Genomic DNA, 22,891 nt, shown 5'->3' with positions numbered 1-22,891 from the left:
CCGTCGGTGGTCCGTCGTAACGTGGTGCCATGCAGATCTTCGGCGTGGACATCGGCGGATCCGGCATCAAGGGCGCCCCAGTGGATCTGGACCGGGGCGACCTGGCCCAGGAGCGCTGCAAGGTGCTCACCCCGCACCCGGCGACGCCCGACGGCGTGGCGGACGGGGTGAAACAGGTGGTGGACCACTTCGGGTGGACGGGCCCGGTCGGCCTGACCTTCCCCGGCGTGGTCACCGGCGGCGCCACGGTCCGTACGGCGGCGAACGTCGACAAGAGCTGGATCGACACGGACGCGCGCGCGTTGTTCAGCGGCCGGCTCGGCGGCCTGCCGGTGACCGTGGTCAACGACGCGGACGCGGCGGGCGTCGCCGAGATGGAGTTCGGCGCCGGCCGGGGCCGCAAGGGCACGGTCGTCCTGCTCACCTTCGGCACGGGCATCGGCAGCGCCGTCTTCGTGGACGGCGCCCTGCTCCCCAACACCGAGCTGGGCCACCTGGAGCTGGACGGCCACGACGCCGAGAAGCGCGCCTCCAGCAAGGCCAAGGAGGACCACGACCTCAGCTGGGAGCAGTGGGCGCACCGGGTCCAGAAGTACCTGGCCCACGTGGAGATGCTGTTCTCGCCGGAGCTGTTCATCATCGGCGGCGGGGTCAGCCGCAAGGCGAACAAGTTCCTGCACCTCATCGAGGGCGTCAAGGCCGAGATCGTCCCCGCCCAGCTGGAGAACAACGCGGGGATCGTGGGCGCGGCGATGAGAGCGGCCCAGCGCGCCTAGCCGCCGGGGGCGGGGCGCCGGCGGCGTCAGCTCCGGCGCCGGCGCCGTCGCACCCACCGCACCCGGCGGACGAGCACGATCACCCCGGCGGCGAGCGTCCCCGCGTACAGCCAGCCCGCCTGGGTGGCGAGCCCGGTGACCAGCCCCATCAGGCGGCCGAGCAGCCCCCCGCCGTCCTCGGCGACCGGCAGCAGCCCGACGGCGAACGCGATCGGTACGACGACGGGCGCGGTCAGCACGTCCCCCTCGCGCACCCACAGCGCGGTCAGCACGCACACCGGCAGGAACAGCACGCCGTAGACCGTCGGGGAGGCGCCGAACAGCAGCTGGTCCAGCCAGCCGAGCAGGAACATGGCCGCGAGGCAGAACAGGCCGCTGCCGAGCCCGGTCAGCCGCGGGTTGGGCAGCCGCGCGCCGGGCAGCGGCCCGCCCGCCGCACCGGGCCCCGGTTCCCGCACCGGCCGCGCGGTCCGTCCGTCACCGGGCGCGGGCCGGCGCACACCGCCGGGCCCACGCCGGACGCCGCCGGGCCCGCGCCCGCCGGGCCCGCGCTCGCCGTCCGCCCGGCGCCGTCCCTGCGCCGGCAGCGGGGCCGACGGGGGCGTGCCACGTCGCGGTCCGTCGTTCGGGGGTCGCGATCCGTATTGCTCCACAGGGACCAACCTAGGTCTGTTTATGTGCCGAATCGGCCGCGAGACACGCCGATGGCCAGAGCTTGGCCGGGCGAACACCGCTGTCGTGAGGCGGGCGCGCGCGACGCCGTAAACTGGTGGATCGGCCAGTGTCGGTCTCTGGCCCCTGGCAGCCCCTGGCCCACTCACTACGGGAAGTCGCAACGTGTCGCTCACGATCGGAATCGTCGGCCTGCCCAATGTCGGCAAGTCGACCCTGTTCAACGCCCTGACCAAGAACGACGTGCTGGCGGCCAACTACCCGTTCGCCACGATCGAGCCGAACGTCGGCGTCGTCGGCGTACCCGACGGCCGCCTCGCCAAGCTCGCCTCGATCTTCAAGTCGGAGCGCATCCTTCCGGCCACGGTCGACTTCGTCGACATCGCCGGCATCGTGCGCGGTGCCTCCGAGGGCGAGGGCCTGGGCAACAAGTTCCTCGCGAACATCCGCGAGTCCGACGCGATCTGCCAGGTCATCCGCGCCTTCAAGGACGAGAACGTCGTCCACGTCGACGGCAAGGTCTCGCCGAAGGACGACATCGAGACGATCAACACCGAGCTGATCCTCGCCGACCTCCAGACCATCGAGAAGGTCCTGCCGCGCCTGCAGAAGGAGTCGCGGATCAAGAAGGACATCGCGCCCAAGGTCAAGGCCGTCGAGGAGGCCAAGGAGATCCTGGAGAAGGGCGACACGCTCTTCGCGCACGGCATCGTCCAGGGCAGCGAGCGCGCCGAGCTCCTGCACGACCTGCACCTGCTCACCACCAAGCCCTTCCTCTACGTCTTCAACGTGGACGAGGACGAACTGGTGGACGAGGAGTTCAAGAACGAGCAGCGCGCCCTGGTCGCCCCCGCCGAGGCGATCTTCCTCAACGCCAAGCTGGAGGCCGACCTCGCCGAGCTGGACGAGGAGGAGGCCCTGGAGCTCCTCCAGTCCGTCGGCCAGGACGAGCCCGGCCTCGCCACCCTCGCCCGCGTCGGCTTCGACACCCTCGGCCTCCAGACCTACCTGACGGCCGGCCCCAAGGAGTCCCGCGCCTGGACCATCAAGAAGGGCGCGACGGCCCCCGAGGCGGCCGGTGTCATCCACACCGACTTCCAGAAGGGCTTCATCAAGGCCGAGGTCATCTCCTTCGACGACCTGGTCGAGACCGGCTCGGTCGCCGAGGCCCGCGCGAAGGGCAAGGCCCGCATGGAGGGCAAGGACTATGTGATGCAGGACGGGGACGTGGTGGAGTTCCGCTTCAACGTCTGACACGTGCGGTGAAGGGCCGTCCGACCTGCCGGGGAGCGGGTCGGGCGGCCTTTGCGTGTCCGCACCGGGTGTTCGGCCGCTCCGGGGAGGTGTGAGCGCTGGATGACCATCGGCCTCTTGCGTCAGCTCAACTGGCGTACCGACATCAGCAGATGGCGGTGGTCCTCCCGTGCCGGGTGGTCCGCGTCCGGCACGCCGCTCAGCATGGCCCGCCGGCCGGGGCCCAGGAGCTCGAAGCGGATCTGTGGAGCGTTGAAGGAAGCGAGGGCTTCCAGCAGGTACGCCGGATTGAAGGCGACCGCCATGTCGTCGGCGCCCTCCAACGTGGCCGCGAGCCGCTGCGAAGCGACGTCGTCCTCGTACCCCGCCTGAAGCAGGACGGTGCCCTGGGCGGAGAAGTCGAGCCGGATGGGGCTGTCGGGCTCCGCGACGACCGCGACACGGCGGACCGCGTCAGCGAGCGGCTCCCGCCGTGCGACCGCGACTGCCGGGCCGTCCAGCGCGAACAGCTTGTCGTAGCGCGGCAGCCGTCCTTCCAGCAGCCGCAGCGTCGTACGCATCCCGGCTCCCTCGAACGAGATCAGGCCGCCGCCCGAGCCGTTCAGCCCGACACGGATCGGTCCGGACTTCGCCAGCGAACGGGAGATCTCGGTCAGCCTGCGGCCGGGTACCACCACCTCCACGGCCTCGGAGCCGGCCTCCCCGGGTTGCCAGGACAGCGTGCGCACGGCGTAGCGGTACCGGTCCGAGGCGGCCAGCGTCATCGACTCGCCGTCCAGCCGCACCTGGATCCCCGTGAGCACCGGGAGCGTGTCGTCCCGGCCCGCCGCGATCACGACCTGGCCGACGGCGGCGGCGAGCTCGGCCGCGTCCACCACTCCGCGACAGGCCGGAAGCCCGGGCAGCGCCGGGTACTCCTGCGCGGGCAGCGTCGACAGCCCGAAGCGCGTACCGCCCCCGTCCATCGTGAAGCGCGCACCCTCCAGCGCGCACCGCACCATCGCATCGGGCAGCACCCGGCAGATGTCGAGCAGCCGGCGCCCGGGCACGAGCACCTGACCGGATACCGGGGTCTTCGCCGCCACCTCGATGTCGGCGGAAGCCTCGTAGTCGAAACCGGAGATGCGCAGCCGCCCCTCCCGGGCGTCCAGCATCAACCCGCCCAGCACGGGCACGGGCGAACGGGCGGGCAGCGACTTGGCCGCCCATCCCACGGCGTCCGCGAGAGCACCCCGCTCGATCCGGAACTCCATCAGCACATCCCCCACACGTCGAAGCCGTTGAACCGCGCACGCTATACGTCGCCACTGACAACGCCCGCGGACCAACGGTCGTTCAGGGGGCGCTTGTCATCGCGGCCACGCGGGGCGCGACCAGCGTGCGGTAGCAGGCCGTGCGCAGGGCCACCGACTCGTCGAGGCGTCCCGTGTTGAAGAAGATCTCCTCGTGCGTGAGGAGGGCCGGGTCGGCGACCACCTCCAGTTCCGGGTCGAAGCTCAACGGCATGATGCAGCCGCTGACACAGCCCGTCAGCCGCTCGGCGACCTCCCGCGCCGCGAAGGACGCCTCCCGGCCCGCGTACAGCGCGGCGAGCGCGGTCAGGTCGACCCTGCGGTCCCCGGGCACCACCGCGATCACGTACCGGCGCCGCTTGCTGCTCAGCGCCACCCTGATGACCAGGCTCTTCGCGGCCTGGTCCAGCCGGTGGCCGCGCAGCGCGCTGGCCAGGTCGGTGCGTCCCTGCGGTGCGTGGTTCAGCAGGCGGTAGCGGGCGCCGCCCCTGGCGAGCAGGTCGAGCAGGCGGGTACGGCTGTCCGCAGTCGCGAGCGCGGAGGACATGGCGATCCTTTTCTGGGAGAGGTGTCGGCGGCTCAGCGGTCGCGCAGCTCCAGCGTGCAGCACTTGACGCTGCCGCCCGCCTTGAGCAGTTCGGTGAGCTCGACCCCGATCGGCTCGAAGCCACGGGCACGCAACTGGGCCTGGAGTCCCTTCGCCGCGGTCGGCAGCAGCACATGGCGTCCGTCGGAGAAGGCGTTGAGCCCGAAGACGGCGGCGTCCTCCGCCGTGGCGATCACCGCGTGGGGGAACAGGGCCCGCAGTACGGCCTGGCTGCCCGGTGTGAAGGCGTCGGGGTAGTACATGATCTCGTCGTCGGACAGGACCGCGAGGGCGGTGTCCAGGTGGTAGTGCCTCGGGTTGACCAGCGTCAGCGAGGTGACCGGCAGCCCGAAGAACTCCTGCGCCTCGGCGTGGGCGCGGATGTCGGTGCGGAAGCCGGTCCCGGCCAGGATCCGGCGGCCGACGGTGAGGAGATCACCCTCGCCCTCGTTGATGTGCTCGGGCCACAGCACGTCCTGGTAGCCGTGCTCCTCGAACCAGCGCAGGTAGGCGGGCCCCTCGGCGGTGCGCTCGGCGTGCCGGAAGCGGGCGCCGAAGACCCTGCCGTCGACGACGGTGGCGCCGTTGGCCGCGAACACCATGTCCGGCAGCCCCTCGACCGGCTTGATCTCCTCGACGCTGTGGCCCAGTTCGAGGTAGAGGTCGCGCAACTGCTCCCACTGGCGCACCGCGAGCATGGTGTCGGTGCTGCGGCCGGGGTTCATCCAGGGGTTGATCGAGTACGTCACGTCGTAGTGCCGGGGCCGGCACATCAGCAGCCTGCGGCGGGTGGCGGTGCGGACGGGCTGCTCCGCCGGGTGCGTCGAGACGCTGGGCGCGATGGTGTCGGTGACCGGCACGGTTGCTCCTTCGGCTTTTCTCATGGGTGATGAGGTACGGACGGGTCTCACGGGTGGTGAGGGGGAGGGGGCTCACGGGTGGTGAGCTGGACAGGCCTGGTTCAGGGGTGGGGGAGAGGCCTGGTTCAGGGGTGGGGAGGGGGCCGCGGGTTCGTCGGTGGTGTGGTGTCCGGCCCGCGCGCGGTGGAGGGGGCGGGCCGGGTGGGCGGAGGTGTCGGTCGTTCAGCGTCCGCTGGGGATCGCGGTCTCGCCGGGGGCCTCCTCGGCTGCGACGGTCAGGTGGGCTCCGTCGGCGTCGTCCGCCACGACGGTCACCTGCGCCCCGTCGGCGTCCTCGGCCCCGACGGACTCCTCGGCCGTGAGCGTCCGCTCGGCCGTGTCCGTCCGCTCGGCCGTGCTCCGTGGTTCGTCCGACGAGCGCAGGCCGGCGAAGGCCAGGGCCGCCGCCACCGTGCCGAGGACCGCGCAGGTCGCCCAGACACCGTCGCCGTAGTGGGTCCACATCAGCATGCCGAGGGCCGGGCCGACCGCCGAGCCGAGGCCGAACACGGTCTGGGACGCGGCGATGTAGCGGCCGCGGACCTTCTCGTCGGCCTTCGCCGGGTGCGCCCACAGGGTCGGTCCGCTGATCATGAGACCGCCCACGCTGACGGCGGTGGTCAGCAGGACCAGCGCGGGCACGCTGCCGGGCAGGCCGTAGCCGGCGATGCCGAGGCAGTAGACGAACGTGCCCACCGTCGCGGCGGTGCTCGCACGCCAGCGGCTGATCCGTGCGGTCACCGCGAGTTCGAAGCTGATCAGCAGGGCCGAGGACAGGGTCAGCACACCGCTGTACAGGGCGGTGGAGTGGCCCGCCTCGTCGAGGTCGACCGGCAGCACCGCGAAGAACTGTGCGTACACCAGGGCGCTGAGCAGCATGGAGGTCAGGTAGAGCAGGAAGCGGTGGTCGCGCACCATGGTCCCGTACGCCGAGCGGTGGGCCTCCTGTGCGGCGCCGGGTTCCTGCTCACCGGTGGCCGGTGCCGGCCGGGGCAGCAGGGACGCGGCGAGCAGGGCGTAGGCCAGCGCGGTCGAACCGTCCACCCAGAACAGCAGGTTCCAGTCGATCTGGATGAGGCCCGCGGCGAGCAGCGGGCCGGCGGCGGCGCCGATGTTCATGGCGATGCGCAGCATGGAGAAGCCCATGACACGGAACTCGTCCGGCATCAGGTCGCTCAGCAGCGCGGAGGCGGCCGGGCGGTACGACTGCGTCATCAGGCCGAGGACGACGACCATACCGAGCAGGACGGGGTAGTCGCCGGGGTCGGCCAGCCAGGGGATGAGGAAGACCAGCACGGCCGAGCAGCTCATGGCCGTGGTGATGGTGTTGCGGCTGCCGAGCCGGGAGGTCAGTTCGCCGCCGAGGACGGTGCCCAGCACAGCGCCCACGCCGTAGGCGCCGAGCAGGAAGCCCGCCTTGTCGACGCCGTACCCGCGGTGCGTCAGGTACAGCACCAGGAAGGTCTGCACGAAGGCGCCGAGCTGGTTGAGCAGCACACCGCCGAGGAGGTAGCGGACCGAGCGGGGCGTGGCCCGCAGGGCGTCGAGGACACCGGGCGAGGCGTTCTCCTTGGACTTGGACACACTCATCGCTTCACCTTCGTAGGGGGGAGAGGGACCCTCCCGGGCCTTCGGCAGCCCGGAGCGGGCCGGGTCAGGAGCCGACGGCCTGGTCGAAGGAGAAGACCCCGTCGGGGTCGTACTTCTGCTTCACCTGGACCAGGCGCCCGTAGTTGGCGCCGTAGTAGGCCTCGCGCCAGTTCGTGAGCTGGGGGTCGACGAAGTTCTGGTAGGCGGACCCGGTGACGTGCGGGGCCATGGCGGCGTGCAGCCCGTCCAGCCAGCCGAGGTTGGCGGCGATCCGGTCGGGGCCGTCGTCGTCCGTCCAGGAGGTGTCCATGGAGACCAGGAACAGGGTGTCCCGGTGGACGAAGGCGGTGGCGTCCGGGGCCACCCGGTTGATGGCGCCGCCCCAGGAGAACAGTCCGACCCCGCCGCCGTCGGCGTTGTGGCTGCCGGGCCAGCGCTCGACCCAGGACAGCATGGTCCCGACGCCGTCGGCGGACAGCGGCTCGCGGATGTAGTTGGAGCGGAGCGCGAACTGGTCCCCGGAGGTGGCGTGGACCATGTACTTGTTGGCCTCCCAGAACGTGCGCTCGACGACGTCCCGGGACACCGGGGTGGCCGCGGTCAGGACCGGGTCCAGGATCTCCAGGCACTCGCCCGCCGGGCCGAAGTACTGGCCCTGGAGGGTGACTTCGGCGTTGTCCCGGATCGCGCCGAGCCCGGTGCCGTGCGTCCACACACCGAGCCGGGCCGCGAAGTCGTCCGGCGCCCTCCGCACCATCTGCTGGCCGGCCTCCAGGACGGCGGCGGCGTCCGCCCACTTCCAGGTGACGTAGAAGGTGGTGACGTCCGGGACGGGATGCGCCTGGAAGGTGAGGGAGACGTTGATGCCGAAGTTGCCGCCACCGCCGCCCTTGCAGGCCCAGAACAGGTCGGGGTTCTCCCGCTCGTTGGCCACCGCGAGGGAGCCGTCGGCGAGGACCACGGTGGTCTCCACGAGAGCGTCGGCGGTCAGGCCGTAGCGGCGGGCGGCGAACGCGGCGCCACCGCCGAGCGCCAGGCCCGCGACGCCGACGGTGGGGCTGGTGCCGGTGGAGAAGACCATCTCGTACGGCTGCATCGCGTCGTAGACATGGCTGATCTTGGCCCCGCCGCCCGCGACGACCAGGCCGGTGGAGCCGTCGGCGTGGGTCTGGGTGAGCCGGCTGAGGTCGATGACCAGGCCGTCGCCCACGGAGTAACCGGCGAAGCTGTGGCCGCCGTTGCGGGCGACGACCGGGACGCCCTGCTCGCGCGCCCACACGAGGGCCCGCTGGACGTCCGCGGTGTGGGCCGCGGTGAGCACGGCGGCCGGGGTGCGGTGCTTGTAGCGCCTGTTGAACAGGTGCGAGCCGACGCGGAAGCCGGGGCTGCCCGGCAGGAAGACGCGCCCCTCCACCTCGCCGGCCAGCCCGGAGCAGTCGACACCGGCCACCGTCAGCGCACCTCCTCGATGGCGGAGACGCCGCTCGCGGCGTGGGCGCCGTAGCGCTCCCAGCGCTCGTGCAGCCGTATCCGGCCGTCGGCCAGGACCTCCGGGGTGTTGACGCTGTGCCCGGAGATCACCCGGCCGTCGTCGAGCACCATGCTGTACGAAAAGCTGATCACACCGTCGGTGTCCCGGGTCCCCGCAAGGGAACCGCGCCGTACGTCACCGCCGGTGAACTCGGCCCAGACCAGATCACCCTGTTGCCGGTACAGCGCGATGGGCGCGTCGTCGGCCGGGTCGGCCAGGACCTTCCGGAATCGCTTGCCGTCGTAGTCGATCACGTCAGCCATGGAACAGGCGGGCCCGGTTGCCCGGAAGGGCCGTGCCGGACGGCCAATCAACCGGACGTGAACCCGGGCCGCGTCCGGGTTGATTGTCCCGCCCGGACATGGCTTCCGGGCAACCCGCGCACCCCGTGGAATCGCCCTGTCACTCGAATCCAGGAGGCGATCAGCGCGTGGACGACAACAGGGCCGGCGAGGGCGCGAAAGGCGTGATCCTGCTCATCGGGTGCGGGCTGCGCAAGTACCGCGAGTACCTGCTGGCCGGTGCCGCGGCGACGCACCCGGTCTGGCTGTTCACGGACGACGAGCCCGACTGGCAGACACCCTGCCTCAGCGGGCACACGGTCGTGGACCTCACCGACCGGGACGCCGTGCTCACGGCCGCCCGGGAACTGGCGGGGCGCGTCCCGGTGCGCGGCGTACTGAGCTGGGACGAGACCCTGATCGTGACGACCGCGCACGTGGCGGACGCACTGGGCCTGCCCGGTGCGGGCGTGGACGGCGTGGAGGGCTGCCGGGACAAGTACCGCAGCCGCCGGCTGCTCAGCGAGGCGGGTGTCGACCAGCCCCGGTACGCCTGGGTGGACACCGCGGAGGAGGCGCTCGCGGCGGCGGAGGAGATCGGCTACCCGGTCGTCGTCAAGCCGCGCGGCATGGGCGCCAGCATCGGTGTCGTGCTCGCCGCGGACGCCGGCGAGGTCGCCGGGGCGTTCCGCACCGCCGACGAGTCCAGCCGGATCGGAGCGGTCCCCTACCGCGGCGGTGCGCTGGTCGAGGAGTACCTCGAAGGTCCCGAGATCAGCGTCGACGCGGCCGTCGTGGACGGCGAGTACCACCCGATGTTCGTGGCCCGCAAACAGGTCGGCCTCTTCCCCTACTTCGAGGAGATCGGCCACCACGTCGCCGCGGACGACCCGCTGCGCACCGATCCGGAGCTGCTGGCGATGCTGCGGGCCGCACACCGCGCCATCGGCTACGGCTCCGGCATCACCCACACCGAGGTCAAGCTGACCGCCCGCGGTCCGGTCATCGTCGAGATCAACGGGCGGCTCGGCGGCGACCTCATCCCGCGCCTGGGACAGCTCGCCACCGGTATCGACCCGGCCCGCGCCGCCGTGCGCGCCGCGCTGGGACAGCGCCCCGACTTCACCGACACCGAGCACCGCACGGTCGGCATCCGCTTCGGCTACCCGCCCGAGGACTGCGTGGTCCGCTCGGTGACCCCGCCCGCCGCCGCCGAGGGCCTGCTCGCCGCCGAGGCGATGGCCGGCCCCGGCACCGAACTCAGGCTGCCCCCCAACGGCTACCTCGCCCGCCACTCCTACGTCATCGTCGCCGGCGCGGACCCCGGGCAGACCACCGCCCGCCTGGACGCGGCAGCGGCCCTGGTCGTCCTCGACGGGCAGCCGCTGACCGTGCCCGTCCCGGCGTGAACCGGGCCCACCGGCCCGGGACCGCCCGGCGTGAACCGGGCCCACCCCACCCCCGGAACCAGACCGCCGACACCTCTTGAGGAGAACCACATGGCACACCGCACAGTCGAACTGCTCGCCGTCGGCGCGGGTCCGGCGAACCTCGCCCTCGCGGTCGCGCTGGAGGAACTGGCCCCCGACCTCGCGGACCAGGCCCTCGTCGTCGAGCGCGAGGAGAACGTCGTATGGCAGCGGGGCATGCTGCTCCCCGACGCCCTCAGCCAGGTCTCCTTCCTCAAGGACCTGGTCACCATGCGCAACCCGCGCAGCGAGTTCTCGTTCCTCAGCTTCCTGCACGCCCGCGGCCGGCTCGACGCGTTCGTCAACCTCGGCAGCTTCGTGCCGTACCGCAGCGAGATATCCGAGTACCTCCAGTGGGTGGCGGACTCGCTGGAGCGGACGCAGGTGGAGTACGGCCGTGCCGTCACCTCGGTCACGCCCGTGCACGGCGCGGACGGCGAACTCGACGGCTGGACCGTCGGGTTCGCGGACGGCGAGACCATCGGCTGCCGCTACCTGGTGATCGGCGCCGGACGGGACGCGCACGTGCCCGCCGTGTTCGAAGGACTTCCGGCCGAGCGGGTCATCCACTCCACCGAGTACACCCGGCGCATCGGTGACGTGCCGACGGACCGGCCGGCCCGGGTCGCGGTGGTGGGCGGGGCGCAGAGCGCGGCCGAGCTGTTCGGCGCGGCCCTGCGGGACCTGCCCGGCTGCCGGCCGACGATGATCATGCGCTCGATCGGGCTGAACGGCTACGAGAGCAGCAAGTTCACCAACGAGCTGTTCTACTCGTCGTTCGTCGACGAGTTCTACGGCGCCGAGCCCGAGGCCCGCCGCCAGCTGCTGGCCGAGATGCACCGCTCCAACTACGGCGGTCTGGCCCCGGCCACCCTCGACTCGCTCTACCGGCAGTTCTACCAGGACCGGCGCACCGGCTCGGACCGCCTGGGCATGATCACCATGACCGACATCACCGGCGCCGCGACCGACGGCGACGACATCGTCCTGACGCTCACCGACCGCCGCACCTCCACCACCCGCGAGCTCCGCTGCGACCTGCTGCTGCTCGGCACCGGGTTCGTCCGCGACATGCCCCGCATGGTCCGCGAGCTCGGTGGCGCGCTCGGCCTCGACCAGATCGCCGTCACCCGCAACTACCGCCTGGAGACGGGCCGCCAGGGCTCAGCCGCCTGCTACCTCCAGGGCGTCAACGAGGCCACCCACGGCATCGCGGACTCTCTGCTCAGCGTCCTCGCCGCACGCTCCGCGGAGATCACCGAGGACATCCTCGCGCACCGCGCCGGCCAACCGGCCGGCGACCGTGAGCCCGCCCTCGCCGCGGCCTGACCACCGCCGCTTCCCATCCAGCAGAGAGACGGACATGCTCATCAAGCACCTCGACCGCGCCGGCCTCACCCACGAGAACGGCCTCGACGCCCAGCGTCTGCTGCCCTGGCCCCAGCTCAACGCCCCCTTCGAGGGCTCCTGGTGCGTCATCCGCCCCGGCACCGCGTCCACCGCGCACGCCCACCACGAGTACGAGATCTTCATCGCCCTGCGCGGCGAGGCGTTCCTGGAGGCCGACGGCGAGCGCGTGCCGTTCACCGCCGGCGACATCGTCCACTTCCCGCCGCACCACGAGCACCGCGTCGTCAACGACTCCGACGCCGACTTCGAGATGTACAGCGTCTGGTGGGACGCCGAGATGGCCGGCCGCTTCACCGACCGCCACGCCCGGGAGGCCTGAGCCATGGACCAGCGGACGGAACAGCGGCGCACGGTCGTCATCGGCCCGCCCCCCACCCCCAACGGCGACCTGCACGTCGGCCACATCGCGGGCCCGTACATGGCGGCCGACGTGCACGCCCGCTACCTGCGGGCCACCGGCCGGCCGGTGCTCTACACGACGGGCACGGACGACAGCCAGACGTACGTCGTCTCCAGCGCCGCCAAGCTGGGCACCACCCCGGACGCCCTCGCCGCGAAGAGCTGGCAGGAGATCCGGGAGACGCTCGGCCTGATGGGCGTCTCCGTCGACGGGTTCGCCCCCTTCGACGAGGGTTACCGCGCGATGACGCTGGACTTCCTCACCCGGCTGCACGACGCCGGCAGGTTCCGGCTGCGCACGGTGAAGCTGCCGTACGTCGAGGCGACCGGCGAGTTCCTGATGGAGGGCCTGGTCAGTGGCGGGTGCCCGGTGTGCCTGGCGGTCAGCCGGGGCGGCCTGTGCGAGAGCTGCGGGCACCCCAACAACTTCGCCGAGCTGACCGACCCGCGCTCCACCGTCGACCCCACGGCCGAGGTGACCCACCGGGAGACGCAGATCCTGGTCCTGCCGCTGGAGGAGTACCGCGAGCAGCTGACCGCCTACCACCGGGCCAAGGAGTCCACCTGGCGCCCGCACATCGTGCAGCTGATGCGCGAGCTGCTGGCCCGCCCGCTGCCGGACTTCCCCATCACCTATCCCACGGGGTGGGGGATTCCGGCGCCGTTCCCGGAGACGCCGGGCCAGGTCGTCAACGCCTGGGCCGAGGGCATGCCGGCCTCGATGTACTGCACGGCCGTGGCCCAGCGCGCGCACGGCGAGCGGCCCGCGAGCGACGACGAGCTGTGGCTCGCGGAGAACGGCATCCGGCTGGTCTACTTCCTCGGCTTCGACAACGCCTACTTCTGGGGCCTGACCCACCTGGCCCTGCTGCTCGCCCACGAGGGCCGTTACGTGCTCCCGGACGCGATCGTCAGCAACGAGTTCTACGAGCTGGAGAACGAGAAGTTCTCCACCAGCAAGGGTCACGTGGTGTGGACGCGTGACCTGGTGCGCGAGGTCCCCCGCGACCTCGTCCGCTTCCACCTCGCGCTCACCGCCCCGGAGCACGCCCGCACCAACTTCTCCCGGGCCGCCCTGGAGAAGATCACCGGCGAGCGGCTGGTCGACCCGTGGAACCGGCTGGGCGCCCTGCTCGGCAAGGCGGTCGCCGAACTGGGCCTCGCGGGCCACGAGCTGCCGGTGTCACCGGAGGCGAACGCGCGCCGGGCGGCGATGGCCGAGCGGTTCGAGGCCGGCTACCGGCTCACCGGCTACAGCCTCAGCCGCACCGCCGACCTGATCCCGCTGCACACCGAGCGGCTCCTGGACCGGGCCGAGGCCCTGTCGGCCGGGCCGGTCCCGGCCGACCACACCGCGTCCGCGGCCGAACTGGGCGATCTCTTCGCCGAGCTGCGCACCCTGATCGCCGCGGCCTCGCCGATCCTCATCGACCTCGCCGAACGGGCGCGGGCCGAGGGCGGCTTCGACGGCACGTTCGCCGTCGCTCCCGACGAGCGGACGACCACGCCGTTCACCGTTCCGGCGCTCGGCCGCACCACCGCCGAGACCTGAGCGACCGCCGGACGACCGAGAGAAGGAAGGGAGGTGCCCGATGCGTGTCACCGTCGTCGGCGGCGGGGTGATCGCCCTGCTGACCGCCGTGGAATGCGCCCTGGACGGACACCGGGTCACGGTGGTCGACCAGGGGCCCATCCCGTACAGCCGGGCCACCTCTTTCGACCAGCACCGGATCATCCGGGCCCTGCACCCGGACGATCCGCCCACCACCGCGGCCGCGCTGCGCGCGCACCGTCGCTGGCTGGAACTGGAGGAGCTGTTCGCCACCCGCTTCTACGAGCGGGTCGGCGCGCTCACCGTGCTCCCGCCCGCGGCGGCGGACGCGGGCACGGTGCTGCTGGCCGACGCCGGGGGGCGCGCGCACACGCTCACGGCGGGCGCGCTCGCCGACCGCTACCCGCACCTCTCCCTCGGCGGTGCCGCCGGCGCGGTCCTGGAGGACGACGCCGGAGTGCTGCTCGCCGAACGGGTGCTCTCCGCCTGCGTCGGCTGGCTGAAGTGGCAGCCGGGCGTCAGCCTGCTCGAACACCGGCCGGCGGTCGCGGTGGACGGGGAACGCGGACGGGTCACGCTCGCCGACGGGCAGGCACTGGACGGTGACGGTGTGGTGGTCGCCGTGGGGCCCTGGGCGCGCCGTCTGCTGCCCGAGCGGGTGGCGAAGTCGCTCGCCCTGTACCGGCAGTCGTTGCTCTACTGCCGGGTGCCCAGCGCGGCGGCCGAGGCGTGGGCCGCCACCCCGGCCGTCCCCGCCCTGGGCACCCGGCGCGGGGCCTGGCTGATCCCACCGGTGGCCGGTACGGCGCTCAAGCTCAGCTCGGCCGCCGTCTGCCGCCAGGTGGACGACCTCACCGACCACGTCACGCCCGAGCGGTGGCGGCAGGAGCTGACGACGGAGTTCGGCGACCTGCTGCCGGGCTTCGGACCGGCCTGGGTGCTCGGCACCAAGGACTGCTACTACCTGTCGCACGCCGAGACCGGTGGCCCCCTCGTGGTCTCCCTCGGCGGCCCGGCCCACGCCTACGCCGCGTGCGGCGGTTCGTCCTTCAAGTTCGCGCCGCTGATCGCCCGCACCCTCACCGACCGGGTCCTGGGCCGCGTCCCCGACCGGACGGGCCTGGCCGCCCTGGACGCCGATCCCCTCGACGCCAGGCCCTGACCCCTTCCATCCGAGAGGAACCGCCATGAAACTCCTGGCGCTCGAAGCCCGGCAGAACGCCACCTACTACATCTCCCGCTACGAGCAGGTCGTCGGCCTGGGCGCGGACCTGTACGTGCTCAACGGCGAGGGCACCGAGGACTTCTGGCCCGCCGACCGCTACCGCACCGCAGGCTCACGCTCCATCGAGGCGCTGATCGCGGCGGCCAAGGAATGGCACGCCGAGGAACGCTTCGAGGGCGTGTTCACCTTCTCCGAGTCGGGGGTGCTCGCGGTCGCCGCGGTGGCCGAGGCCCTCGGCCTGCCCGGCATCGGCGTGGAGGCCGCGCGTGCCAGCCGGAACAAGCTGCTGATGCGCCAGGCCCACGAGCGCGGCGGCGCCGCCCACCCGCACTTCCGCTTCGTCACCACCGAGGCCGAGGCGCTCGCCGCCGGGGAGGAGTTCGGCTACCCGGTGATCGTCAAGCCGACCCTGGGGGCCGCCTCGAACTACGTCTTCCGGGCCGACGACGCCGCCGAACTGCGGGAGCGCTACGCCCAGGCCGCGCAGGGCCTGACCGAGCTGTCCTGGTACGCGATGGAGGCCGACGGACTGGACCTGGGTCCGCACGGGCTGCTGGTGGAGTCCTTCCTCGACGGCGACGAGTTCCTCATCGAGGCCCTCGCCTGGGACGACGAGGTGTACCTCGGCTCGATCGTCGACCGGGTCACCGCCGAGGGCGACACCTTCGACGACGACGTCCACCACGCCCCGACCGCGCTCACCCCGGCCCAGGTCGAGGCCGTGCACGAGGTCGTCACCGCGGGCGCCCGGGCCCAGGGGCTGCGGCGCAGCGTGCTGCACGCCGAGGTCCGCTTCCACGAGGGCCGCCCGCACCTGGTGGAGATCGCCGTACGCCCGGGCGGCGGCGGCCTGGACCACATGGCCCGCATCTCCGCCGGCTACGACCCGATAGCCGCCGTCGCCGACGTGGCCCGCGGGGTCCGCCCGAAGGTCGGCCACTACCGGCCGACCGGGGTCCACACGGCGGCCCTGTGCCTGCTGCCCCCGGCCTCCGGCCGCGTGGCCCACGTGCACGTCCCCGACGGCCTGGCCGGCCGGGACGACCTGTTCTTCCTCAAGGTCACCGCCAAGCCCGGCGACCTGGTCCGCCGCCCGCCCGCGGGCAACAGCATCCTCGGCTTCCTCGGTGTGACGGGCACGTCGTTCGAGGACGCCATGTCCACCGCCGAGGAACTCGCCGCCCAGGTCCGCGCCGAGCTGACCGACCCGGACGCCTGATCCATCCACCAAGGAGTACAGACATGCCCGAACGCCCTGTCGTCATGGTGGGCTTCGTGCCCGTGGCGGTGACCTCGCTCGCGCAGTTCCAGCCCGAGGGCTCCGTGATCGTCGTCGACGAACCCGATGTCATCCGCAAGCGCGAGCTCGGGCCGAAGGCCGACGAGGCCCCGGTGGTACGGGAGCTGATCGCCTGGGAGTACCAGCTCGACGGCGCGGCCGACGCCTTCTACAACGCCCACCCCGACCTCGATCCGGTCGCGATCGCCCCGCTCCAGGAGTACGCCACCCCCTTCGCGGCCCGCCTCGCCGAACGGTACGGGCTGCCCACCGGCGGATACGGGGCGCTGCGGATCCTGCGGGACAAGGCCGTGCTGCGCAGAGTCAGCCGGGCCGCCGGCATCCTCAACCCGGAGTCCGTGGAGGTCACCGGTCCCGACGGGGTCCGCGCGTTCATGGCGGAGCACCCCGGGCCGGCCGTGCTGAAGCCGGCCAACCGGCAGGCCGCCCTCGGCACCCGCATCCTCGCCTCCCCCGACGAGATCGACGATGCCTGGGCGGAGACCACGGCCATGGACGAGGGGGTGATGGTCCCCGACCGCGGGTTCGAGCTCCGCATGCTCGTCGAGCGGTGCGTCCAGGGCCGCGAGTACAGCGTGGAGCTGCTCGTGGAGCGCGGCCGGGTGGTGTTCGGGAACGTCACCGGCAAGGAGCTCTACCCCGGCGGCCGGCCCGTGGAGCTGGGCCACCTTGTGCCCGCCGACATCCCCGGCGAACTGGACGCGCTGCTGCGCGCGGAGACCGAGCGCCTGCTGAAGGCCGTCGGGTTCGGCACGGGGATCGCGCACTGCGAGTGGATCGTCGAGGACGGCCGCCCGTACCTGGTGGAGTGCGCCGGCCGCTTCCCCGGTGACGGCATCGTCGACCTGATGGACCGCGCGTACCGCGTCGACCTCGTGCGCGCCTTCTGGACCCTCATGAAGGGCGAACCGCTGACCACCCCGCTCCCGGAGAAGGCCCCCGGTGCCGCCGCCATCCGCTTCCTGCACACCGGGGCCGGGGTGGTGGAGGACGTCTCGGGGCTCGACGAGGCGCGCGCGCTGCCCGGCGTCCAGGCGTGCTCGGTGACCGTGGAGCCGGGTGCCGAGGTGCGGGAGCTGCGCAGCTCCTGGGACCGGGTCGGCTCGGTCGTCACCGAGGCGGAGACCGGCGCCGAGGCGGTCGCCGCCGCCTGGCGGGCCCTGGACACCATCCAAATCAAGGTCCGCCCCGCGCAGGACGGATCCGCACAGGACCGGCCCGCGCAGGACCGGCCGGCGTAGGCTCCACGACAGGAGGAGGGACATGTCCACCGTCGAGGACGTGCGGCGCCTGGCGGTCGCGTTGCCGCGCACCGAGGAGCACCTGGTCCGGGACCGGGTGAAGTTCCGTGTCGGCCGGATCGTCTACCTGGCGCTGTCCCGTGACGAGACCACGCTGGGCTTCGCGTTCCCCAAGGAGGAGCGCGCGGCCCTGGTGGCCTCGGAACCGGAGAAGTTCTCGCTGCCCCGGACCTCCGACCTGCGCTACAACTGGGCCGAGGCGACGCTCGCCGCGCTGAGTCCGCCCGAGCTGACGGAACTGGTCACCGACGCCTGGCGCATGTGCGTCCCCGCGAAGGTGGCCCGCGCCCACCTCGGACCCGACCCGGGGCCACCTGCGCGCCCCGCCCCGACGATGGCCGAACTGCGCCTGTCGGCCGAGGTGTTCGCCGCCTACCCGGGCGTCGACCGCAGCTGGCTGGAGCTGCGCGGGCCGGCCGCTCCCGCTCTCGACCTCGGCGACCCGGACGGTCGCACGGCCCTGCACCGCTGGCTCAACTCCTGGGGGTGCAGGCTCCCTTACCCGCGGGACGGTGAACCGTACCCGCTCGGGGAGGGGCTGGCCGCCTGGACGGACCGTCATCCCCTGCCCGGCACACCGCTCGCCGACCTGACCGACCCCGAAATCGACAGCGTGGCCACCGCGTACGGGGAACTCGCCCGGCTTCCGGTCAGGTTCGGTCCCCGGCCGCGGTCCCTCGGCCCGACGGCCGCCGCGAAGGCGCTGTACGCGCTGCGCCCGCACACCGTCATGCCGTGGGACGCGGCCATCGCCACCGAGCTGTACGGCGCCCGGGACGGCGCCGCCTTCGCCCGCCACCTGCGCACCGGCAGGGCCTGGGCGCGGGCCGTCCTCGCCGAGAGCGGACAGAGCGCCGACGCGCTCGTCGCCGGCCTCGGCCGGCCCGCCGTCACGCTTCCCAAGGTCCTCGACGAACACCTGTACGTGACCATCACCCGTCGCACGGCGGGCTGACCGCACGCCCGGGTCGTCCGAATACCGCCCCTGTTACGAACCCCCGTGCAACGATCCGTCGCGATCGTCACCCGAACCGCGGCACAGAGCTGTGCCGACCACGAAAGGCACCGGAAACCATGACAGTTGACCAGAGCACCAAGGACAAGGCGCGGCGGCTGCGGGCGCTCGGCGCCGAGTCCGTCCTCGTGCTGCCCAACGCCTGGGACGCGGGCAGCGCCGCCGTGATGGCCGCCGCCGGCGCCCAGGCGATCGCCACGACCAGCGGTGGTGTCGCCTGGTCCCTCGGCAAGGGTGACGGCGAGCAGGCCGACCGGGACGAGATGCTCGCGGCCGCCGCGCGGATCGCCGCCGCGGTCGACGTCCCGGTGACCGTGGACATCGAGGGCGGCTACGGCGCGGCCCCGGACGAGGTGGCGAAGACGGTCACCGCGGTGGTCACCGCGGGAGCGGTGGGCATCAATCTGGAGGACTCCAAGGCCCCCGGCGGCCCGCTGTTCGGCCCCGAGGAGCAGGCGGAGCGGATCGCGGCGGCGCGCGCGGCCGCGACCGCGGCCGGGCTGCCCGAGCTGGTGATCAACGCCCGTACGGACGTGTACCTGTTCGGCATCGGCGAGGAGTCCGGCCGCCTGGAGGACGTGCTGACCCGCGCCGCCGCCTACGAGCGGGCGGGTGCGGACGGCGTCTTCGTGCCCGGCCTGCTGGACCTGGCCGTCCTCGGCGAGCTGACCGGCCGCTCCCCGCTGCCGGTGAACGCCATGGCCGGTCCCGGCGGACCCGGCGTGGCCGAGCTGGCCAAGGCCGGGGTGCGCCGCGTCAGCGTCGGCACCGCGGTCGCCCAGGCCGCGTACACGGCGGCCCGCCGCGCCACTCTGGAACTGCTCGGCTCCGGCAGCTACGAGGAACTGGCCGACTCGCTGGACTTCTTCCAGATGAACGGTCTCTTCACCGCCTGAGCACGGCGACGGGGGGCCGGTGCCGGCCGCACCGGCCCCCTCCGCGCGCCCGCTCAGCCTCTGCGCGTCCAGCGCGCGACGACCTGGTCCAGCACGTCGAGCGGCAGCGCGCCGCCGCCGAGCACCAGGTCGTGGAAGGCACGGATGTCGAAGGCCGGCCCCAGCTCCCGGGCCGCGCGAGTGCGCAACCGCTGGATCTCCAGCCGGCCGGTCATGTACGACAGCGCCTGACCCGGCCACTCGATGTAGCGGTCGGTCTCGTTCTGGATCTCCGCCTCGGACAGGACCGTGTGCTCCCGCAAGTACGCCACCGCCCGCTCGCGCGTCCAGCCGAAGTGGTGCAGCCCGGTGTCGACGACCAGGCGGGCGGCCCGCAGCGAGTCCATCGCCAGCATCCCCAGCCGGGCCAGCGGGCCGGAGTACAGCCCCATCTCGTCGGCGAGCCGCTCCGCGTACAGCCCCCAGCCCTCGATGTAGGCGTTGATCCAGGCGATCCGGCGCAGCCGGGGCAGCCCGGTCAGCTCCTGGGCGAGGGAGAGCTGGACGTGGTGGCCGGGCACGGCCTCGTGGAAGGCGGTGGCCTCGGCGAGCACCCGCGAACGCTCCGCCGCCCGCTCGGTGTTGGCGTGGTACGTTCCCGGCCGCGAACCGTCCAGCGCGGCCGGCATGTACCAGGCCAGGGGCGCGCCCGGCGCCTCGCTGCCCTCCAGCGCACAGGGCCGGGCGGGCAGCCGCCCGAAGCGCCGGGGAGCGGCCTGCTCGGCCCGGGCGATCGCCGTACGGGCTGCCGCGAGCATCTCCTGCGCGCCGCCCCACCGCAGCCGGATGTCCGTACGCAGCCGCTCGCGCACCTCCCCCGGGGCCGGCGCTCCGCCGAAGGCCTGTGCTCCGACGGGCACGTACTCCCGTTCCAGGTGGGCGAGGAGCTCCACCCCGGTGTCGTGCAGCTCCTTGGGCGAGCGGCCGGTGGTGGTGTGGACGCGGGCCAGGGTGGCGTAGTGCTCCTCCCCGTCGGGCAGGTGGCACAGTCCCGGGCGCTCCGGGGACCGCCCCCGGGAGACGAGGTCCGTGCGCAGGGCCTCGCGATAGGCGGCGAGTGCCGGGCGCACCCGCTCGTCGACCAGCCGGTCCCGCTCGGCGTGGTGACGGGTGCGCAGCGGCACCGCGCGCAGCGGGTCCCCGGCGGGGTCGGCGAGGTACGCGTCGAGCCGGGCCATCGCCGTGCGGACCCGCTCGGCGACGGGCAGCCGTCCCGCCCGCAGGCCCTCGCGGTGCCGCTCGGCGGCCTTCGCCAGGTACTCGGGCACCGCCGCCAGCCGTTCCAGATGACCGCGCTGCTGCTCCTCGTCCGCAGGCCGTACCGCGGGCAGGGAACCGAGCAGACGGCCGAGCGGGGAGTTCTGGTAGTCCGCGACGGTGTGCTCGATCAGCCGTGTCCCCAGCCGGTCGGCGACCGCCCGCGCCTGCTGCACCACCACGGCCCGGGTCACCTCCTCTGCGGCGTCCGCGACCGGCGCGCGGGCGGCCCGCTCGGCCAGCCGCGCCGCCTCACCGGCCAGGGCCTCCTGTGCCTGCCGCGACGGGTCGGCGAGCCGTCCGAGCGTCTCCGGGCACCCTTCGAGCGCGTCGTCCAGCGGGTCCTCGGCGGCGATCAGGCCGACGGCCTCCTCGGCGAGGCCGGCGACGGGGGTGGGAGTGGTCATGCTGGGGTCTCCTGTGTCATGGCTGGGAAGGGTCGTGCCGCGTCCGGTGCGGGCCGGTCGCTCCGGGGGCGGTGCCACACCGGCTCCGGACCGTCCGCCGTGGGAGCCGCCCGGGCCAGCGCGAACTGCCGTACCAGCGGCGGCAGTCCGTACTGACCGGGGACGTCGGTACGCTCCAGCAGTCCGCTGTCGACCACGGCTTCGAGGACGTCCTCCACCGGTTCCACCGGTTCCACCGGTTCCACCGGTTCCACCGGCTCCTGCGGCTCCTGCGACGGCTCCGGTGCGTGCGCGAGGGCGACGGCAGGCGCCCGGATCACCCCGTCCACGGAGGGCGTCGCCCCCGCCGCCGCGAACCGGTGCAGCAGGAGCCGGGCCCGGGGCGTGAGACGGCGGTAGGCGTCCTCGTAGCGCTCGGTGAGGCTCTCGTCGCCCACCCGCAGCCGGCCGGACAGCCCGTCGGCGCCGAGGAGTCCGGCGACCGCCTCGGCGAGGAAGACCTCCGGGCGCGCGGCCAGACGCCGGCCGGCGAGGGTGAGGGCGAGTGGCAGGTCGCCGCACGCCTCCGCGAGCAGCAGACCGGCCCGCGGCGCACCGGCCAGCCGTTCCGTGCCGAGGATCCCCGCGAGCAGGTCCATCGACTCGTCCCGGCCGAGGACGGGCAGCGCCAGCCGCCGTACCCCGTCGAGGCCGAGCAGCCGGGACCGCGCGGTGACCACGATCCTGCTGCGGGGCGTGGCCACGAGCAGGTCGCGCACCTGGCGTTCCTGGAGCGTGCCGTCGAACACGACCAGCAGGCGCCGCTCGTACAGCACCGAGCGGTACAGCCCGATGCGCTGTGCGGGATCGTCCGGGACGAGCTCGGGTGCGATGCCGAGGGACCGCAGCAGCCCGCCCGCGATTCCGGGCGCGTCCTTGCGCCCGTCGGCGGCGGCGCCGAGGCTGACGTACAACTGCCCGTCCGGCAGGTCCGCGGCCAGCTCGTGGGCCAGCCGCAGCGCGAGCGCTGACTTGCCCACTCCGGCCAGTCCATGGATGACCAGCGGCGGGACGGAACCGGCACCCGCCGCCGTCAGCGCCCGTGCCTCACCCAGCTCCCGGGCCCGGCCGGCCAGCGGGCGCGGCTCCATCGGCAGCTGGGCGGGTACGGGCAGCGGTGCCCGGCCCGCGGCGGCTCGCGGCCGCGGCTCCGGTGCCTGCTGCGCCGGCTTGGCGGCCGGCCCTGTCTCGTCGCCCGCGCGGCCCGCCGCCGCACGCCAGCGCCGCTCCCACACCGCCCGGTCCCCGCCGCAGGCCTCGGCGAAGGCGAGGGCCACCTGAAGGGTGGGCAGCCGGTGACCGGCCGCGGCGTCCGAGAGCACCGAGGCCGAGAACAGCGCACGCCTCGCCAGCTCCCGGTAGCTGGGGGAGCCCGCCGCGGCCCGGAGCCGGCGCAGCTCCAGGGCGAAGGCGGTGGCCGGTCCGGCGTCCGGCGCCAGCGGTTTCTCCGGTCTGCCCACGCTCATGCTCCTTGCGATGGTCGGGGGCGGTGTGCCACGGGTTCGCCGCGCGCCCGCCCTCTCCTGTCTGCCCTCGCAGGGTCCGGCCGGCCGTTCCCGATCCCTTCCCCGAGCGGTACCGGCCGGTCCCGGAGCCGGCCGGACGGGGCGGCAGCCGGCGCCTCCGCGGCGACCTCCTGCCGGGCCGGGACGGGCCGGGGCCGCCGCGACGGCCCCGGACAGACGGTCGTTGCAAGGCACG

General features: G+C 73.3%; 20 protein-coding genes. 11 read left to right on the top strand and 9 right to left on the bottom strand.

Annotated elements, in window-relative coordinates:
- Positions 1 to 29 precede the first annotated feature (29 nt).
- The gene (gene ppgK / locus C3492_RS30045; protein WP_103815786.1) at positions 30 to 776 is read left to right on the top strand and encodes a polyphosphate--glucose phosphotransferase; all 747 of its coding nucleotides are present in this window, start codon (positions 30 to 32) and stop codon (positions 774 to 776) included.
- A 26-nt stretch (positions 777 to 802) separates the two neighbouring features.
- Here ppgK and C3492_RS30040 read toward each other — a convergent pair whose 3' ends face one another.
- Entirely contained in the window at positions 803 to 1,234 is a 432-nt protein-coding gene (locus tag C3492_RS30040) for a DUF6542 domain-containing protein (protein ID WP_103815785.1), read from the bottom strand.
- A 379-nt stretch (positions 1,235 to 1,613) separates the two neighbouring features.
- Between C3492_RS30040 and ychF the strand changes: the two genes are divergently transcribed.
- On the top strand, positions 1,614 to 2,702 hold the full coding sequence (gene ychF, locus C3492_RS30035) for a redox-regulated ATPase YchF (RefSeq protein WP_103815784.1): 1,089 nt from the start codon (positions 1,614 to 1,616) through the stop codon (positions 2,700 to 2,702).
- A 122-nt stretch (positions 2,703 to 2,824) separates the two neighbouring features.
- On the opposite strand, the gene dnaN is transcribed toward ychF, so the two are convergent.
- The 6 genes from dnaN to C3492_RS30005 form a co-directional block, all read right to left on the bottom strand.
- Entirely contained in the window at positions 2,825 to 3,955 is a 1,131-nt protein-coding gene (dnaN, locus tag C3492_RS30030) for a DNA polymerase III subunit beta (RefSeq protein WP_103815783.1), read from the bottom strand.
- An 82-nt stretch (positions 3,956 to 4,037) separates the two neighbouring features.
- Positions 4,038 to 4,541 carry a YbaK/EbsC family protein gene (locus tag C3492_RS30025; protein ID WP_103815782.1) on the bottom strand — a complete coding sequence of 168 codons (504 nt, stop codon included), beginning with the start codon at positions 4,539 to 4,541 and terminating at the stop codon, positions 4,038 to 4,040.
- A 32-nt stretch (positions 4,542 to 4,573) separates the two neighbouring features.
- Positions 4,574 to 5,440 carry a dimethylargininase gene (ddaH, locus tag C3492_RS30020; protein WP_103815781.1) on the bottom strand — a complete coding sequence of 289 codons (867 nt, stop codon included), beginning with the start codon at positions 5,438 to 5,440 and terminating at the stop codon, positions 4,574 to 4,576.
- A gap of 222 nt (positions 5,441 to 5,662) precedes the next feature.
- Positions 5,663 to 7,069, bottom strand: coding sequence for an MFS transporter (locus C3492_RS30015; RefSeq protein ID WP_103815780.1), 1,407 nt, complete (start codon positions 7,067 to 7,069; stop codon positions 5,663 to 5,665).
- 64 nt (positions 7,070 to 7,133) lie between these two features.
- Positions 7,134 to 8,519 carry an FAD-binding oxidoreductase gene (locus tag C3492_RS30010; RefSeq protein ID WP_103815779.1) on the bottom strand — a complete coding sequence of 462 codons (1,386 nt, stop codon included), beginning with the start codon at positions 8,517 to 8,519 and terminating at the stop codon, positions 7,134 to 7,136.
- 2 nt (positions 8,520 to 8,521) lie between these two features.
- Positions 8,522 to 8,854: a hypothetical protein gene (locus C3492_RS30005; RefSeq protein ID WP_103815778.1), complete on the bottom strand. Its 333-nt coding sequence runs from the start codon at positions 8,852 to 8,854 to the stop codon at positions 8,522 to 8,524.
- 176 nt (positions 8,855 to 9,030) lie between these two features.
- Here C3492_RS30005 and C3492_RS30000 point away from each other — a divergent pair, with 176 nt between their 5' ends.
- The 9 genes from C3492_RS30000 (at position 9,031) to C3492_RS29960 (ending at position 19,448) form a co-directional block, all read left to right on the top strand.
- Positions 9,031 to 10,290, top strand: a complete 1,260-nt coding sequence (locus C3492_RS30000; RefSeq protein WP_103815777.1) for an ATP-grasp domain-containing protein — start codon at positions 9,031 to 9,033, stop codon at positions 10,288 to 10,290.
- Between the two features lie 90 nt (positions 10,291 to 10,380).
- Positions 10,381 to 11,679 carry a lysine N(6)-hydroxylase/L-ornithine N(5)-oxygenase family protein gene (locus C3492_RS29995; protein ID WP_103815776.1) on the top strand — a complete coding sequence of 433 codons (1,299 nt, stop codon included), beginning with the start codon at positions 10,381 to 10,383 and terminating at the stop codon, positions 11,677 to 11,679.
- 34 nt (positions 11,680 to 11,713) lie between these two features.
- On the top strand, positions 11,714 to 12,079 hold the full coding sequence (locus C3492_RS29990) for a cupin domain-containing protein (RefSeq protein ID WP_103815775.1): 366 nt from the start codon (positions 11,714 to 11,716) through the stop codon (positions 12,077 to 12,079).
- Positions 12,080 to 12,082: 3 nt separating this feature from the next.
- On the top strand, positions 12,083 to 13,711 hold the full coding sequence (locus C3492_RS29985; RefSeq protein WP_103815774.1) for a class I tRNA ligase family protein: 1,629 nt from the start codon (positions 12,083 to 12,085) through the stop codon (positions 13,709 to 13,711).
- Positions 13,712 to 13,751: 40 nt separating this feature from the next.
- On the top strand, positions 13,752 to 14,873 hold the full coding sequence (locus tag C3492_RS29980; RefSeq protein WP_103815773.1) for an FAD-binding oxidoreductase: 1,122 nt from the start codon (positions 13,752 to 13,754) through the stop codon (positions 14,871 to 14,873).
- 25 nt (positions 14,874 to 14,898) lie between these two features.
- Complete coding sequence (locus C3492_RS29975; RefSeq protein ID WP_103815772.1) at positions 14,899 to 16,155, top strand: ATP-grasp domain-containing protein; 1,257 nt, start codon at positions 14,899 to 14,901, stop codon at positions 16,153 to 16,155.
- Positions 16,156 to 16,178: 23 nt separating this feature from the next.
- Complete coding sequence (locus tag C3492_RS29970; RefSeq protein WP_103815771.1) at positions 16,179 to 17,477, top strand: ATP-grasp domain-containing protein; 1,299 nt, start codon at positions 16,179 to 16,181, stop codon at positions 17,475 to 17,477.
- Positions 17,478 to 17,499: 22 nt separating this feature from the next.
- Positions 17,500 to 18,492: an MmcQ/YjbR family DNA-binding protein gene (locus C3492_RS29965; protein WP_103815770.1), complete on the top strand. Its 993-nt coding sequence runs from the start codon at positions 17,500 to 17,502 to the stop codon at positions 18,490 to 18,492.
- Positions 18,493 to 18,611: 119 nt separating this feature from the next.
- On the top strand, positions 18,612 to 19,448 hold the full coding sequence (locus C3492_RS29960; protein ID WP_103815769.1) for an isocitrate lyase/phosphoenolpyruvate mutase family protein: 837 nt from the start codon (positions 18,612 to 18,614) through the stop codon (positions 19,446 to 19,448).
- A gap of 53 nt (positions 19,449 to 19,501) precedes the next feature.
- On the opposite strand, the gene C3492_RS29955 is transcribed toward C3492_RS29960, so the two are convergent.
- Positions 19,502 to 21,151: a DUF885 family protein gene (locus C3492_RS29955; protein WP_103815768.1), complete on the bottom strand. Its 1,650-nt coding sequence runs from the start codon at positions 21,149 to 21,151 to the stop codon at positions 19,502 to 19,504.
- A complete protein-coding gene (locus C3492_RS29950) occupies positions 21,148 to 22,656 on the bottom strand; it encodes an XRE family transcriptional regulator (protein ID WP_258055967.1) in 1,509 nt (502 codons plus the stop codon). Before C3492_RS29950 ends, C3492_RS29955 begins: the two co-directional genes overlap by 4 nt.
- Positions 22,657 to 22,891: the final 235 nt, after the last annotated feature.

Source organism: Streptomyces sp. Ru62, assembly GCF_002920615.1.
Taxonomy (GTDB): domain Bacteria; phylum Actinomycetota; class Actinomycetes; order Streptomycetales; family Streptomycetaceae; genus Streptomyces.
The sequence above is the reverse complement of the archived record's forward strand: the minus strand, read 5'-3'. Positions and strand labels throughout refer to the sequence as shown.